The 13,975-nt window shown below is 39.7% G+C and carries 15 protein-coding genes; 7 read left to right on the forward strand and 8 right to left on the reverse strand.

Annotated features, from left to right (window positions below):
• Nucleotides 1–17: 17 nt before the first annotated feature.
• From G6N79_RS11785 to G6N79_RS11795, 3 genes are read right to left on the reverse strand one after another with little or no spacing between them, the layout of a single operon-like run.
• Entirely contained in the window at nucleotides 18–671 is a 654-nt protein-coding gene (locus G6N79_RS11785; RefSeq protein WP_103906355.1) for a hypothetical protein, read from the reverse strand.
• Nucleotides 672–696: 25 nt separating this feature from the next.
• On the reverse strand, nucleotides 697–1,041 hold the full coding sequence (locus G6N79_RS11790) for an avidin-fold protein (protein ID WP_200818792.1): 345 nt from the start codon (nucleotides 1,039–1,041) through the stop codon (nucleotides 697–699).
• A gap of 56 nt (nucleotides 1,042–1,097) precedes the next feature.
• Nucleotides 1,098–1,544, reverse strand: coding sequence for a methyltransferase family protein (locus G6N79_RS11795; protein WP_103906353.1), 447 nt, complete (start codon nucleotides 1,542–1,544; stop codon nucleotides 1,098–1,100).
• A gap of 122 nt (nucleotides 1,545–1,666) precedes the next feature.
• Between G6N79_RS11795 and G6N79_RS11800 the strand changes: the two genes are divergently transcribed.
• Complete coding sequence (locus tag G6N79_RS11800; RefSeq protein ID WP_103906352.1) at nucleotides 1,667–2,035, forward strand: hypothetical protein; 369 nt, start codon at nucleotides 1,667–1,669, stop codon at nucleotides 2,033–2,035.
• 90 nt (nucleotides 2,036–2,125) lie between these two features.
• Here the strand turns inward: G6N79_RS11800 and G6N79_RS11805 are convergent, their stop codons facing one another.
• A complete protein-coding gene (locus G6N79_RS11805; RefSeq protein WP_103906351.1) occupies nucleotides 2,126–2,494 on the reverse strand; it encodes a hypothetical protein in 369 nt (122 codons plus the stop codon).
• Between the two features lie 679 nt (nucleotides 2,495–3,173).
• Here G6N79_RS11805 and G6N79_RS11810 point away from each other — a divergent pair.
• The 4 genes from G6N79_RS11810 to G6N79_RS11825 are packed head-to-tail and all read left to right on the forward strand — an operon-like array spanning nucleotide 3,174 to nucleotide 5,428.
• A complete protein-coding gene (locus G6N79_RS11810) occupies nucleotides 3,174–3,554 on the forward strand; it encodes a DoxX-like family protein (RefSeq protein ID WP_103906350.1) in 381 nt (126 codons plus the stop codon).
• A complete protein-coding gene (locus G6N79_RS11815) occupies nucleotides 3,551–4,285 on the forward strand; it encodes a DUF2071 domain-containing protein (RefSeq protein ID WP_103906349.1) in 735 nt (244 codons plus the stop codon). The genes G6N79_RS11810 and G6N79_RS11815 overlap by 4 nt, the downstream gene beginning before the upstream one ends.
• Nucleotides 4,276–5,031: a class I SAM-dependent methyltransferase gene (locus G6N79_RS11820; RefSeq protein ID WP_103906348.1), complete on the forward strand. Its 756-nt coding sequence runs from the start codon at nucleotides 4,276–4,278 to the stop codon at nucleotides 5,029–5,031. The genes G6N79_RS11815 and G6N79_RS11820 overlap by 10 nt, the downstream gene beginning before the upstream one ends.
• A complete protein-coding gene (locus G6N79_RS11825) occupies nucleotides 5,015–5,428 on the forward strand; it encodes a hypothetical protein (protein WP_103906347.1) in 414 nt (137 codons plus the stop codon). The genes G6N79_RS11820 and G6N79_RS11825 overlap by 17 nt, the downstream gene beginning before the upstream one ends.
• Here the strand turns inward: G6N79_RS11825 and G6N79_RS11830 are convergent.
• Nucleotides 5,407–5,943, reverse strand: coding sequence for an STM3941 family protein (locus G6N79_RS11830; RefSeq protein ID WP_146060620.1), 537 nt, complete (start codon nucleotides 5,941–5,943; stop codon nucleotides 5,407–5,409). The two genes, G6N79_RS11825 and G6N79_RS11830, sit on opposite strands and share 22 nt — an antisense overlap.
• Before the next feature lie 90 nt (nucleotides 5,944–6,033).
• Nucleotides 6,034–6,639 (reverse strand): hypothetical protein, encoded by a 606-nt coding sequence (locus tag G6N79_RS11835; protein WP_103906345.1) that lies wholly within the window; start codon nucleotides 6,637–6,639, stop codon nucleotides 6,034–6,036.
• Nucleotides 6,640–7,622: 983 nt separating this feature from the next.
• Between G6N79_RS11835 and G6N79_RS11840 the strand changes: the two genes are divergently transcribed.
• Nucleotides 7,623–8,678: a hypothetical protein gene (locus G6N79_RS11840; protein WP_103906344.1), complete on the forward strand. Its 1,056-nt coding sequence runs from the start codon at nucleotides 7,623–7,625 to the stop codon at nucleotides 8,676–8,678.
• A 180-nt stretch (nucleotides 8,679–8,858) separates the two neighbouring features.
• Here the strand turns inward: G6N79_RS11840 and G6N79_RS11845 are convergent, their stop codons facing one another.
• Both G6N79_RS11845 and G6N79_RS11850 read right to left on the reverse strand, forming a co-directional pair.
• On the reverse strand, nucleotides 8,859–11,267 hold the full coding sequence (locus tag G6N79_RS11845) for a TonB-dependent receptor (protein ID WP_164527212.1): 2,409 nt from the start codon (nucleotides 11,265–11,267) through the stop codon (nucleotides 8,859–8,861).
• 227 nt (nucleotides 11,268–11,494) lie between these two features.
• Entirely contained in the window at nucleotides 11,495–12,490 is a 996-nt protein-coding gene (locus G6N79_RS11850) for a helix-turn-helix transcriptional regulator (RefSeq protein WP_103906342.1), read from the reverse strand.
• Between the two features lie 212 nt (nucleotides 12,491–12,702).
• Between G6N79_RS11850 and G6N79_RS11855 the strand changes: the two genes are divergently transcribed.
• On the forward strand, nucleotides 12,703–13,965 hold the full coding sequence (locus tag G6N79_RS11855; protein WP_103906341.1) for a DUF4374 domain-containing protein: 1,263 nt from the start codon (nucleotides 12,703–12,705) through the stop codon (nucleotides 13,963–13,965).
• The last annotated feature ends 10 nt before the right edge of the window (nucleotides 13,966–13,975 follow it).

Below are 13,975 nucleotides of genomic sequence, written 5' to 3' on the forward strand. Positions count from 1 at the left end.
ATGAACGTAGGGACCAATTAGCGGTCCCTATTTTCATTCTTTAGCTGTTCTTTCTTTTCCTTATCCAAGATTTTGGAGTATTCACTGATTCCGGTCTTCATAAATTCCTCCGAGAATTCCAGATCATTCGTGATAGGGACAATTTTTCTGTTTTTATAATATTCCATCAATTCTGCCCTTGTTTTGTACTTTGCCTGGGTATTGCTTTCGTACCGCGCAATCGTCTTTAAATAATCCTCCGTGTAGGGATGTTTGTTTGCGGGATCACGCAGATAGGTTTTGGTTTCTTCCTTATCGAAACCAAACGTGAGTTCCACCTCTAGATATATATCACCGTAGGTCTCAAATTTGGAATGGTAAATGGCAAATAGATCCTCCATTTCCATGTATTTATACAACAGGTAGGTGACAGCATCCAAGGCATAATACGGCATTTCCACCTCTTGGGCCAAATGCTCTTGTTTCAGCAGCCACTTGATCAAGGGTTTGTCTTCCGGTTCGGAGTTGTGGAATAACGCCATGATCAATTGCGCTCGCGGCCAGGAATTCCGATCAAAGGACCAATATCCATGCTCCGCCAGGACGATATCACAGGCGAAGGCATCCAACGTGCGTTCATCTTTGGTTTGACGGAAATCGGTAATTATTTTCTGTAGGTTGTTCGTATCCATGCTTTCTTTATGGTAGTGTTTTCCCTTAAATTTCTTCTACTATGGATTTGCCTTTGCTCAAATCTCCGGATGTCCATTGCCAGGATTCATGTAGCCGAACCTTGCCGTTCGGTAGGATTTCCGGTATGGATTCGCAGGTTCCAGTCATGAGCTTGCCATCGGTGTTGATCTGATGATAGCGCATGTCAATAGTGCCGTATTCACTCACAACACCTATTAGATGTCCGTATTGTATATTCCCGCCCTGATAATCGGCAAAAACAATCTGCCCAACCTGTCTGTAATGGAATTTCGTCGATGACGAAGTTTCCCCATTGTTGGAATTTTCAATCGTTTGGAATACTTTATTGTGGTAGTTGACCATTAACATAGCAAAGGGTTTTATATCATTTAATACGGCTTCTTATTGGTTTTAGTATGCATCCCCTAAATCCATCGCCGAGTTCGCTGTTCGTATGCGGTAAAGGCTGCTTTAAATTCTTGACGCATCATGGTTTCCTCATTCGGGATATACCAATAGTGGAATAAGCAGAAAAATAGGATCGGGAAGATCAACAGCAGAGGGTATCCTGTATACGCTACATAGCCTACCAATATCGTAAGAAACCCCAGATAGATCGGATTGCGGGAAATGGCGAAAATTCCGTTGCTTAGCAGTTTGGTGGGTTTCTGAAATGGGTGGTACTCCGCTTTATGTTTGATCATCTGCCCTAATCCCAACACAATGGTCAGCACGCCCAATCCCATGATGCCAATGCCGACCCATTTCGATACCGAAAAGGAAACCAACAAAAGATGCGGGAAATAATGGCTCAGCAGCCACATCAGCCCTAATGCGAGTAAAAATGGAACGGGAGGGTATAGCTTTTTCATGGATTTGCAAGATAATGGCGCATTATTTGAGTTAAGATTTCTATAAATTTAGGTATTTATTATCAATACAGTTAAAGACTGTCGATTTTTAAGCTACCGGAAAACAGAAAAACATAAAAAATATGAGATCATTAATTTTAGCATTATTTATTGGATTGGTAGGATTTACTTCCTGTTCCAAGGACGAAGAAAATGAAGTTCCAGAAGGTGGAGTAGAAGTGGAAAACACAACATGGCAAGGCTCAGGCATTGTGGGCGGAGCTGAAAATGTAAAGGTAACTTTGCAATTTATGTCCGACGGCGTGTTAAAAGGACGATACGAGCCGAACCCTTGGTCAGGTACATATTCCTTTAATAAGAAGACGCAGAAAGGTGTTGCCATTGAGGTAGATGGAGATTTTAAATTAGAAATGCCTTTTGAAATTAAAGATGGGCTACTGCATATTTCTATTGATCCAGGAAGGCCAATGACTCTGAAAAAGATAAAATAGGAAAATTATCTGCTATGGTCTTGCGCGTTTGAGCAAGATCTGTAAAACAAATAGGGCACTCCATGTTGGAATGCCCTATTTTTATGGTTCTTATTTCACCGTGACCAATTCGCCATCATCGAACCCTAAGGCGATATGATCGAATTTATTGAACAACTGGCTTTTCAGTTTATGATTTGCCAACAGTTCCTTCAGTGTTTCTCTTGTTTTCTTCAACAATGTCCATTGACAGATGCTGTCCTGCACGGGCAGGATCAGGTATTTGTTCTTGGGTTCATAATCGATCTCACATGCCCAATCATCATCGTTTTCATCATAGCTCTTTGCGCCTGTTAAATAAATCGCATAGCCCTCGAGTGTACCCTTCAATCCAAAATACAATCCTTTAATTGATTTTGGGATGGTTTCTGTTGCACTTAATTCCTGCAACCAATTTGAAATAGTGTCCTTGATATCCATATTAAAAGATTTTTGACGTGCATTACCAATATGCTAATTTTTGCCGTCCTTACCTAAAATCATAACGTTAATTTTTTGTTACTATTATGGTTGATGCCAGGGATTGGAAAAAAAATGGGGGTGGGGGGGTGATGGTATTGTCGCAAGCTAAAATAGTTACACCCCTCTGGGGTTGTATGGGTTTTTAGGGATTTTTCTAAAATAGTTACACCCCTAGCGGGGTTGTATGGCGGTTAATTATACTTAGGCAAAAGAGATACAACTTGCGGATCCCTTAACCAAATTGCGGCAGCAATGTGACGTGTGGTTATCATAGCGCCCATATAACCCCGGAGGGGTGCCACTATTTTAGCTCACGATTAGGTGTGCAAAATAACCCCAGAGGGGTGTCACTATTTAGAAACACCGCTGGCGTGGTTGCATGGCGGTTAATTATACAAAGGCAAATGAGATGCAACCTGCGGATCCTTTAAACAAATTGCGGCAGCAATGTGACGTGTGGTTATCATTGCACCCATGTAACCCCGGAGGGGTGCCACTATTTTAGCGGGAAATTCCCTTCCGTCATTCCTCCCAACGATTTCAAAAATATCACTACCGATTTTGCACCGGATCCATTCCAAATACCCCAAAAAATGAATAACTTACAATAGCATCGAAAGCACTAAATTAAAATGAAATGCACAGGGCACTGACAATCTTTATCGCCTTAATCTGGTTTGTTAATGGGTTCATTTGCAAGATCTTGAACCTCGTTCCTCGCCATGAAGAAATTGTCGCTCGGATATTGGGTGGCGATCATGCGCGGATCCTGACGATCGGTATTGGCGTGGCGGAAGTGTGCATGGCCTTTTGGGTGCTATCGGGCAAGTGGCGGCGGACATGTGCTTTGCTCCAGATCTTCACCGTAGCGTCCATGAATATCCTGGAATTCATCCTGGTTCCTGACCTGCTGCTGTGGGGTCGGTTCAATATTCTTTTTGCCTTTCTTTTTATTGTTGTCGTCTATTACCATGCATTCGGTCAGCAATGGAAGACCCCTAAAACCCAAAGCGTATGAAGTTTCTGAAGAACCATCCCTTCGCCGTCTCTGCTTTTTTCGAAAGTTCGGTCGTGCTGACCTTTGCCGTTCCCAAGGCGGAACTGCAACCATTGATACCGAAAGCGCTCCAGTTGGATACTTTTCAGGATACATGGGGATTTATCGCCATTGCACTCGTCCGCACAAAAGGCCTTCGACCTAAAGGAACTCCGCATTTCCTGGGCAATGATTTTGTCCTCTGCGGATACCGGATATTCGTGCGCTACACAAATCAGGAAGGGAAGAGACTCCGTGGACTGTACATCATCAAGTCCGAAACGAACAAGCGGAAAATGGAATTCTTTGGGAATATCTTTACGCATTACAACTATACCACCACGGATATCCAATTTTCGGAAAAAGAAGGCATCCGGGAGATCTATTCCAAGCAATCGGATTTTAATTTTCAGCTAGTGGATTCGGAAACTCCTGTTGAACTACCTGTAGATTCTCCGTTTGCCGATTGGAAGGAAGCCCGGCGTTTTGCTGGTCCTTTGCCCTTCACCTTTACCGTTGATGAAAAGGAGGGGACAATCCTGATTATTGAAGGTGTCCGGCAGCAATGGATCCCCAAGCCGCTGAAGGTCCAATCCTATCACTTTAAATTCCTGCAAGATTTGAACCTCCGAGGCATCGTCCTGGCCAATGCATTTGAGATCAAAAATATACCGTACTATTGGAAGAAAGGAAAAATGGAATCATGGAAATAAGACGAAAGCCTTTTCAGGGCGTATGGAATATCGTCCTTTTTAATTGGCATTTCTATGTATTGGCCGGAATCGGCTTTATTGGTTTGGCCATTGGGAGTTTGTATTTGCCCGATCAGTTGCAGGTACCCGCGCTGATTGCAATCATACTCCTGGTATTGGGCATGTTCTTTTCCTTAGCCATTTCCCATTATATCTATGATCGATCCACCTTGTATGAGCTCCATTGGCTACCGGACCAAAATGATCGCAAGCTGCTGAATATTAATGCTGGATTAGATGAGACCAGTGCTTTTATCCATTCGAAATATCCGTCGGTCGGGTTGACCGTTTGTGATTTCTACAACCCGCAAAAACACACGGAAATCTCCATAAAACGTGCAAGGAGCATGTATCCACCTTACCAAAATACACTTTCGATTCCGACCGATTATCTGGCTTTCCCGAACCATACATTCGACACCATCGTCGCTTTCCTGGCAGCGCATGAGATCCGGGATGAACGGGAACGGATCCTTTTTTTCAAGGAACTGAACCGCGTTGCGAAAGCAAACGCTAAAATCTATATCACCGAGCATCTTCGCGATTGCCCCAATTTTCTCGCATATACTATCGGATTCTTCCATTTCCATTCCAGGGCAACCTGGATGCGGACATTCCATGCGGCGAAATTTAAGGTAACTGATGAAATCAAATCGACACCCTTTATAAGCACTTTTATACTTCAAAAAAATGGAGATCCATTATAAGATTATTGGCTTTGCCCTGATCGGCTTGGCACTTATCCATATCATTTTTCCGCGATTCTTCCATTGGAAGGAAGAACTGCAACATCTCAGTCTAATCAATAGGCAGATGATGACTGTTCATACCTTTTTTATCGCATTGGTGGTTTTCCTACTGGGCGTGCTGTGCGTGCTGGAGACAAACGACCTGATCCATACACAACTGGGAAGGAAGATATCGTTGGGCATGGCCTTCTTTTGGGGCTTGCGGTTATTCATCCAACTTTTTGGCTATTCCAGCACGTTATGGAGAGGCAAAAGATTCGAAACTTTCGTACACATCCTATTTACAGGCCTATGGATCTATATGACCATCGTGTTCGGAGCGGTCGGCTTTGGCTATCCGACCTTGTTTGGCTGATAGCGATGAAGACCTTTGCGCAATAACTCAAGCAATCCCTGATGTTTGATATCCATGGAACTGGCGGTCAGGTTGAAAGGGGAATCGTAATTCTGCAGATTGAATTTCATCAATTCCTTTTTAATGGCATTTGTTTCCTGTTCAATATACCGATCAGGATCGTGCACGTGGATGATAACAAAATATTCGCCTTCGATTTGAATTTCAGAAAAGTGATCGATATCCCCCCATCGTACATAATCCTCCGGATGGTGTTTTGGATCCAGTAGAAGACCTTTTCGATCAATCACCAACATCAAGGGATTGCCGAACAGATTCTTCAAACTGACAAATAAGCCCAATCCGAAAAATAGAATGACCAATATACCGATGCCATGGGCCATCACAGGGCTCTTTCCCAAGGAAAGCGTACTGCCGAACAATATAAAATACAGGCCGACGGCAACGAAAAATAAGGAAATGATTAAATGAAGGGTGACTCTTTTTCTGCTGGAATATATTTCTATTCTTTCCATGTCATCTGTTTTTTGGAATTGCCAATTATCCATCCACTGAATTACCGCTTAAATTATGAAAAACTTATTGGCCTGCCAATCACTTTCATATTAATTAAGCCTATTCATCTTAAAATGATTTAACCACCTGATTTCCGTAACAAAATGATTCAGGCTATCCCTTTCAATAAACAGAACGCTGTCCTTCCTAGAGATAAGAATTCGTTCCTTTAGGAAATTGTGGGTATCGTATGGGACTTTCTCAAATATGATCGTATCTCCACTGAAATGGTAGTTGCCAAAATGGATTTCCCGGAAACCAAATATACCATTGATAATGTTTTCACACTGTCCATTTTCTCGGAAAATGAGGGTATAGTCGAACAGATCATCTTTTAACGTCGCTGAAAGGATGGCTTTTGACCGGAGCACTTCGGACTTGGCAAGGTGGATGGCCGTTATGCTGATCAGCAAAAGTGCATGTGCAATCACTTTAATGGCATGATGCCGAAAACCCCGTTTGAAAATTCCGATTAAGGTCTCCACAAAGGAGATAATATACAGGATCAGGAGCGGAATAATCAGGAAACCATAGGAGAGGAGGTAGATCGTCATTCCACCGCGGTCCTCGGTCAGGAACCAAGCGAACATCCCCACAGTGGAGATCAGTGCAATGGCCACGTAAAACTTTCTCTTGTTATTAATGGTGTTTGACATCGTTTATTTGATAAAATAACATCAAGACTTAAAAAATATTAGTCTAATGTATGTATTTTTCTTTATTGTGAATTTCGTGAAGTGTAAATTGCCAGAAAATAAACAGTTAAATATTTGGAGAATGGGCCATTCTCGTACACAACGCCAATTGATTAAGCAGAATAGATGAGTGGGAATTTGGGATTGTAAAATTTAATAGGTTCGATTGGAAGTCAGCAAAAAATGAACGTCACTTACCAAGATTATTATTACAAATAATACTGATGGATTCCTGATTAATTTGCTTATATTTAATTGCTTAAGGGGTTTTTATGACGCCTTTCCAAGCCTATTATATTTTTTATTATTCCAATAAAGATTCTCCCATTTTTTCATTAAAAGCGTAAGCCTTACCACGTTCTGCACTTACACATTTTGCAATTTTCAATTGATTTCCTTTGCATTTTGATTTTCTAATATTCTTGTTCACATCGCGTTTCCGTAGGTTGGACCTTGTTCGACTTCCGAGCGAGGTGCGTTCGGGGTGAAGGCGAGGTGCGTACGTGTCTATAGACACGCTCTCACCACGCTCTCAGTAGGCTCTCACCACGGACGCAACTCAGACAAGGTCCAGGGCTGATTTATGAATGATTTTCGAAAGGGTTTGATGAAATGTGCTTTAATGATTGATTAAGAGTGGATTTTGTAGGGATTTTGAGGATTTATCAAAATAGAGTGTTTGCGGATAGTGACTGTACCCGAAAATGAGGTTTGGGTGGAAAGGTGTTGGAGTACTTTAAAATGTTTTGACACAAAAGAAAAATATATTTAGGTAAGAGGATAATTGTTGAGTAATCATTGAAAAAAAGTAATATGTCAAGTAATAATTTGATTTTTTAAAATTATTCAAATTTTAAAAGGTTGATTTATAGTTGAATATGAATTTCGATAATTTTAAATTTTTTATTCTATCGTATTTGTAATAGTTTAACCTAAAAATAACCATGAAAAAAGCCTTTAAATTTTTGAAATATCTCCTATTTGGGATTGTTGGACTCCTCATACTTCTGTTTTTATTTTTTTATGTAAGTAACCGAATGTTTATCGGTAGCCAGGATGAAGAATTTACAAGCTATTTGGACAACAATCAAGAAATCGTTTCAGGTCAAATTGAGGGAAAGTTATTTGATGATCGTTTTTATGATTCCCAGGTTTTCTTGTTTGGGGAAGTGCATGGTTTCGCAGGTAATCAAGAAATGGACCTTAATTTTTTGAAATACCTACATAAAAACGAAGGTGTAAGATATTATATAGCGGAGATAGATAGTACGCATGCTAATAAATTGAATCAATTTTTGCATCTGCCATCAAAGGATTTAGGATTATTGAAGGAAGTGGTGACTGCTATAAAAAGAAGAATTCCGCAACAATCAAGTGAAGAATTATTGCGTAAATGGGATAATATTTATGATTATAACCAAGAATTGGCCGATTCACTAAAAATCTCTGTTATAGGAATTGATACGGATTATGATGATACGTCAAGAGTTGTTTCCCGGGATTCCACGATGTTGGTTAATTTCAAAAACGAAGTGAACCGCCTTAATCTTGCTGATGAGAAATTTTATGGTTTGTTCGGATTTTATCATGTGTTACAAAAAAGTGCCAGTCAGGGTAAAACGCCATTTGCAGAACTATTGATGTCTTCAGGATTTAAGGTTACAAGCATGGTGAGTTTTACACTGGAAAGTGAAATGTACCTGCCTAAAAATCCGCAGTTTCCAACTCCAGAAGATGAGAAGATCGCTTGGGTAAATGCAGATGGTCCATTTAAGCTTGTAAAAGGAATACATGATTTTGAAAAGCTAAGACCAAATTCGATAAATCTATTTAAACTCGATGCTGAAAATTCACCATATCGTTCTTCCGAGAAATTAATAACGATTAAATCAAGATTGTTCGGAGAGAGTTTTTCAGCAGAGAAAGGAACAGCAACGACCGATTATTTTCAATATGTTGTATTGCTTAAAAACTCTAAAGCGCTTACCCCGCTGAAGTAAGAAAGGGTTAAATTATAAAGTCGCAATTATTGTATATCTTGTTTTTTGGCAAGATATGAGAGAAGATTAATTTTTTAGAACTTCATCAAAGCGCTAGTTGCCCTGCCAATTGTTTGGTCAACAAGTGGCAGGGTACTTGAATTTCATATTTATTTTGGTAAAAATCAATCAATATAAATTTTATCTTCTAAAATTATGAAAGGCATAATTCACTTTTATGTGAAAGCTTCTCCCCGCATTCTGAATACGGAAATTATCAAATACCTCCGCATCCATTAGATTCTTACATTCCAAATTGAAGGACAATTGGCGTTTAGGAAAAGGTGTCCATACCAACCCAACAGTGTGAAGGCTTTGTCTCGGTATGATATTGGGTGCGTCGATTTTTGCTTTCCCCCATAATCCCAGGAAACCATCCGGTTCGGTATCCTTAGGAATATAGTTGAGGTAATATTCATGGACATAACTAAAAAACCAATAAGCCTGAAACTGATCTCCAGAAGTAATGGTGTTTTGAAAATTTACGGTTGCTCCCAAATTACTGAAAAAGTAAGGTACATTTCGTAACCTGGCTTTTTCCAAATATAAAATACTAGGCTCTGTCACATTATACAACCTGAAATCTTGGTAAGTAAAGTTACCGTTTAAATGAAGCCATTTAAACGGCTTAATAAAGGCATCAGTTTCCAATCCTATTCCACGCACCTGTTCCACATTGGAACTTTGTGAATATATTAGATTGACGGGTATATTCAAGACCATGTCTTTGGTGATTCGGTAAAAGCCGTTGACCTCAATACCAAAATCGGAATGCGGATGGAACCCCACACCGAGATTTCCATTCACGCTTCGTTCCGGTTTGAGGTCAAAATTTGACAGAATATATGAACCATCACCCATTATTTCATTCTGCTCTGGTAATCGGGTTGCCCACTCCGTTGAAAGGCGCATGAATAACCTTGGGTTTATTTCCCATTTGATGGCTTCTGCAAAGCCAAAGGAGGAATTATTCGTTGATGATAAATTTTCCTTGAGTTTGCCGGTGGAAATATTCATCTCTTGGCCTAGTGCGTGGGCCCTGAAATATTTAATCTGTGCCAGGTTTTGAAATTTGTTGTTGAAAAAGTTCGAAGTTAACCCCAGGGTACCAACAACTTTGGTGTAGTCTGCAGGTAAACTTAACAGATCAATGGGATTCTCGCCTGAACTCACTGAGCCAAAAGGATCTGAGCCGCTTCGATTATAGTCATTGAAGACCACATTCAATCCGATCTGATGTCGTGAACTGAATGTATAGTTGATGCCTGTTCGTGTTGTTAGGTTACTATACCTTAGTGTCGCCAAACTTGGCATTCCAGCTTCCCCGCGGCTACCTGCATCGGGGGCAGGGTGAAATTGACCATACCAATCGTAGGAACCGGATAAAGTATCGGTTACTACGTTTTTAATCCTACTGAAAACTGCGAATTGGTCCACAACCAATTTTCCTTCCAGCCATGACTTTTTATATCGCAAAGTTGGGATTACAGTAGCTCTCTGCGTGGAATAAGAGGCTCCAAAAGGTCTTTCCATTAACGACGCAAACTGATTTTGCCGGTTAATGTAATAGCTTGTCAATCCCAATCGAAACTCATCTGCCCAACTCACGTCCTTCCAACCACCATAGAGTTCGGTATACCATTGTTTATATCTGTTGTGAAATAACTGAATCTTCTCAGCCACAACATTGGCCGTTTCTGGATTTGGGACCTGCGCTGTAACATGATAGTTGTTGTCAGAATAATTGTAAAATGCATCAATTCCTCCAAAAATCTTATTCCTTTCATTTGTTTGATAAAGATTTAGCGAAACGCGATGGGTATTAAAAGAAGCGAATTCGTAGGAAGTTGCTAAGAAAGGATCGGTTGCCTTTTTTGAGACAAGGTTTATGGCACCGCCGAGGGCATCTGCACCAAGTTGGGTAGGGAGCACACCTTTATAAACCTCCACGTGCTCCAACATATTGATCGGTAGATTGGATAGATTAAAGGATGCACCAAGATAATCCGTTGGAATACCATCCTTAAATGTTTTAATCGACTTCCCTTGGAAGCCATTCAACATGATATTGTTATCGGAACCCATTCCCCCAGATTGGCGGATTCGAACTCCGGCGGATCGATTCATCATCTCGACAAGGGTCGAAGATTGTTGTTGTCCAGCTTTTGTTTCAACGATTTGTGCTTTTACAATTTGCTCCTTTGCTTTTTGGGTCTCAGATTTGCCCCAGACGTTGATCTCTTGAATAGCATAATCATCTTGTTTTAATTTAATGAGAATTCCTTCAAGGGATTGAGATTCCATATTAAGTTCAAAATGCTGGGTGATATGGCCGATATGATGAACAGTAATCTTTAAGATTTGCTTTTTCGGAATTACAGCTTGAAAATTACCTGAAGTATCGGTCTCAATTACCAAGGCTAAACCTTCACCTTTAATTTCTATGGTACCAGAGCCTAAGGGCGTTTCGTCCATTGAGATAACCCTTCCAGAAATAACCCATGTATTATGTTGTGCTAAAACTAACATTGGAAATGCTAGTATGACCATTAGCCAAATGATTTTGATGGTACGATTTGATTTCATTTACTACTATTAATTGTTCTTTATTTAGACGAATTATAAATAATGGACAAAAATAGACCTTAGGATATACGGAAATCACATATACTCATACGGAATCAGCACTATTATAGGTTTGGTCACTCCAATTTGAACTAAAATGGCGTAGAAGACCTAAATTTCTTGCTATACTTTGTTATGGAGAAAAGGGGATTTTATATTTTTCCAGGAGAGATACCATAGAATTTCTTAAAAACAACAGAAAAATGATTATAATGGCTATAACCGACTCTATTGGCAATTTCTTGCATTTTAAGGTGCTTGCCCTCTTTTGTCAGTAACGAAAGTGCTAGTGTCATCCGGCTTTCGATCACATACTCGTGAATCGTCTTTCCATAGATAGCCTGAAATAGTGCTTGAAGCTTAGTGCGATTCATTCCACCAAATTCTGCTAGTTGTTCTATACTATAGGAAATTCTGATGTTATCAGAAATCAGAGCATGTACTTTTTGGACTTTCGCCTGATCATATTTGCTGAAATTATTATTTCTAGGCTTTATGTTTGATGCAGATTGCTGTATTATCAAACTTATAAGTTCCAGTAATTTGCTTTCTAGATATATTTTTTGAATTTGACCAACGACTGGAGTATGGTAAAGCTTATGTATAATGATCGAAAGCTCCGACGTAATAGGAAAACTAGAATTCATAAATATGGCCATTTCCCTTGAAATTATTTTTTTTCCAAATTCGCCCAATAAATTCAATTCGGGACCAAAAAACTGTTTTAACCATTTTTCAGATATTTCAATTTCTACGCTTATAGCCCTATCAGATTTTGGAAAGTGTAACGTGCCGTCTAATCTTGGTACATGGAAAAACGTATACTCCCCAGGGCCGGTTAGAATTTCAATTTCTGAAGCTGAATTTGGTTTGTAATGTGTAGTTCCATTGTCCACTTCAAAATGCACTTGGATGTATGGTCCTGAACTTGAGACCTTTATATTTCTGTCTTCAAGATATGTTTTTCTGCAGAAATAAATATATATGCCCTCGATGTGCAAGCATTTCTCCTCAAAATGTATGTCATGACGCGCAAAGGAATGTTCGTTTTTATTAAGTAAATCGTTGCCGATAAGGGCAAAATCTTTATTTAAGTCGAGGGTTACGTGGTAATCCTGGTATTTTTCATCCTTTAATTCAATCCTCATATGTTTATGCTAATGCAAATAACTTATACAATACTGCATTTTAAGTATAATCGCACAAGTATATTTGTTTCGTTATTTAAAATGATTCTTAATAAGGTGTAAAATTAGGAAACTAAATTTTCTTTAGAAAGAATGTTTTGAATTTTTCAATGGTTAATAAATTCCATTGAGAACACAGTTTATTAAAATTTATATTAAAAAACAGATAACAGATGAATCGAAGAAAATTAATGAACAGCCTTTTTTATGGTATTGTGGTTTTAGGTTTAGCATCATGCACTAAGGATGATATAAATCCTGGCCCTGCCACTAACCCAGGGGGGAATGGTAAATTTGTCATTTTAACAGCCGAAACTGGATCAGGAGCCGCTGGATATTATGCAGCGTACGAGGATCTCCCATCCGGTACTGTAGATAATATTGGTGGATTTTCCTTGCAGGCACGCAATTATGGTGGTTTCACACATTATGGCAACTGGATCTTTAATAGGGCGACTTTAGCTGGTGAAAGTGGGGTTGTTCAATATAGTTTAAGTAATACCGGAAAGATTGAACAGACAGGATTTATTAAGTGTGGAAGTTCGGCAAAAAGTTTGGTAGTCGATGCAACTACCGGGTTTTATTGCGACCCTGACCGCGGTAAGACAAAAATCCAGAAATTTAATCCAACAACCATGCAACGTACCGGAGAAATTGACCTCAGTCCCGTTATTGAAAAAGGCGATAATATCAGTACCAATGTTTGGGCAGGTGTACAGACGATTGCTGCCAAAGAAGGGAAGTTGTATGTTAGCTTAACTTATTCGCGGGAGAAGGGAAGTGGCCATAATGATAATACTAGAAAGTACAGCATGGCTGTGGTAGATATCGCTTCTGGGAAGCCTGAGAAATCTATAGTTCATAAATTCGTCAAGAATCAAGGTTTTGTTCCCTCTGAATATCCAGGTTTCGTACAGGCCAAAGATGGTTCCCTTTATTTTATAACAACAGGTTGGGATTCCAATACCCAAAATATTATCGAACCTCAACCGTCTGGTGTCTTTCGTATCAAAGCTGGACAAACTGATTTTGATAATGATTGGTACCTCAGCGGAAAGGATCTTGGGTTAACTGATAAGAGCCAGATGTGGAGCTTAAAGGAATTGAACGGCACATTGTATGTTGACCTTTCAGAAGAACCTCTAGACTTACCGTCCTATAGTAATTTGACCAAGAATATGTACTCAGTATATGCTGTTAATAGCCAAGATAAAAAAGCTACCAAGATTACAGGTTATCCATTGACAACTTTCGGGTACTCAACCGGTAACCTGGAGGTGGTCGAAAATGATGTCTTTATCCGAGTTGTTAATCCTGCAAGCAAATATAATGGTTATTATAAAATCAATGCAGATGGAAAGACTGCCAGTCCGGCATTTAATGTGATCAAAGGGGGACAGGTGAACGGCCTGGCAAAATTGACGGGAAAAAAGTAAATTAGTGTAA

Source organism: Sphingobacterium lactis, assembly GCF_011046555.1.
Taxonomy (GTDB): domain Bacteria; phylum Bacteroidota; class Bacteroidia; order Sphingobacteriales; family Sphingobacteriaceae; genus Sphingobacterium; species Sphingobacterium lactis.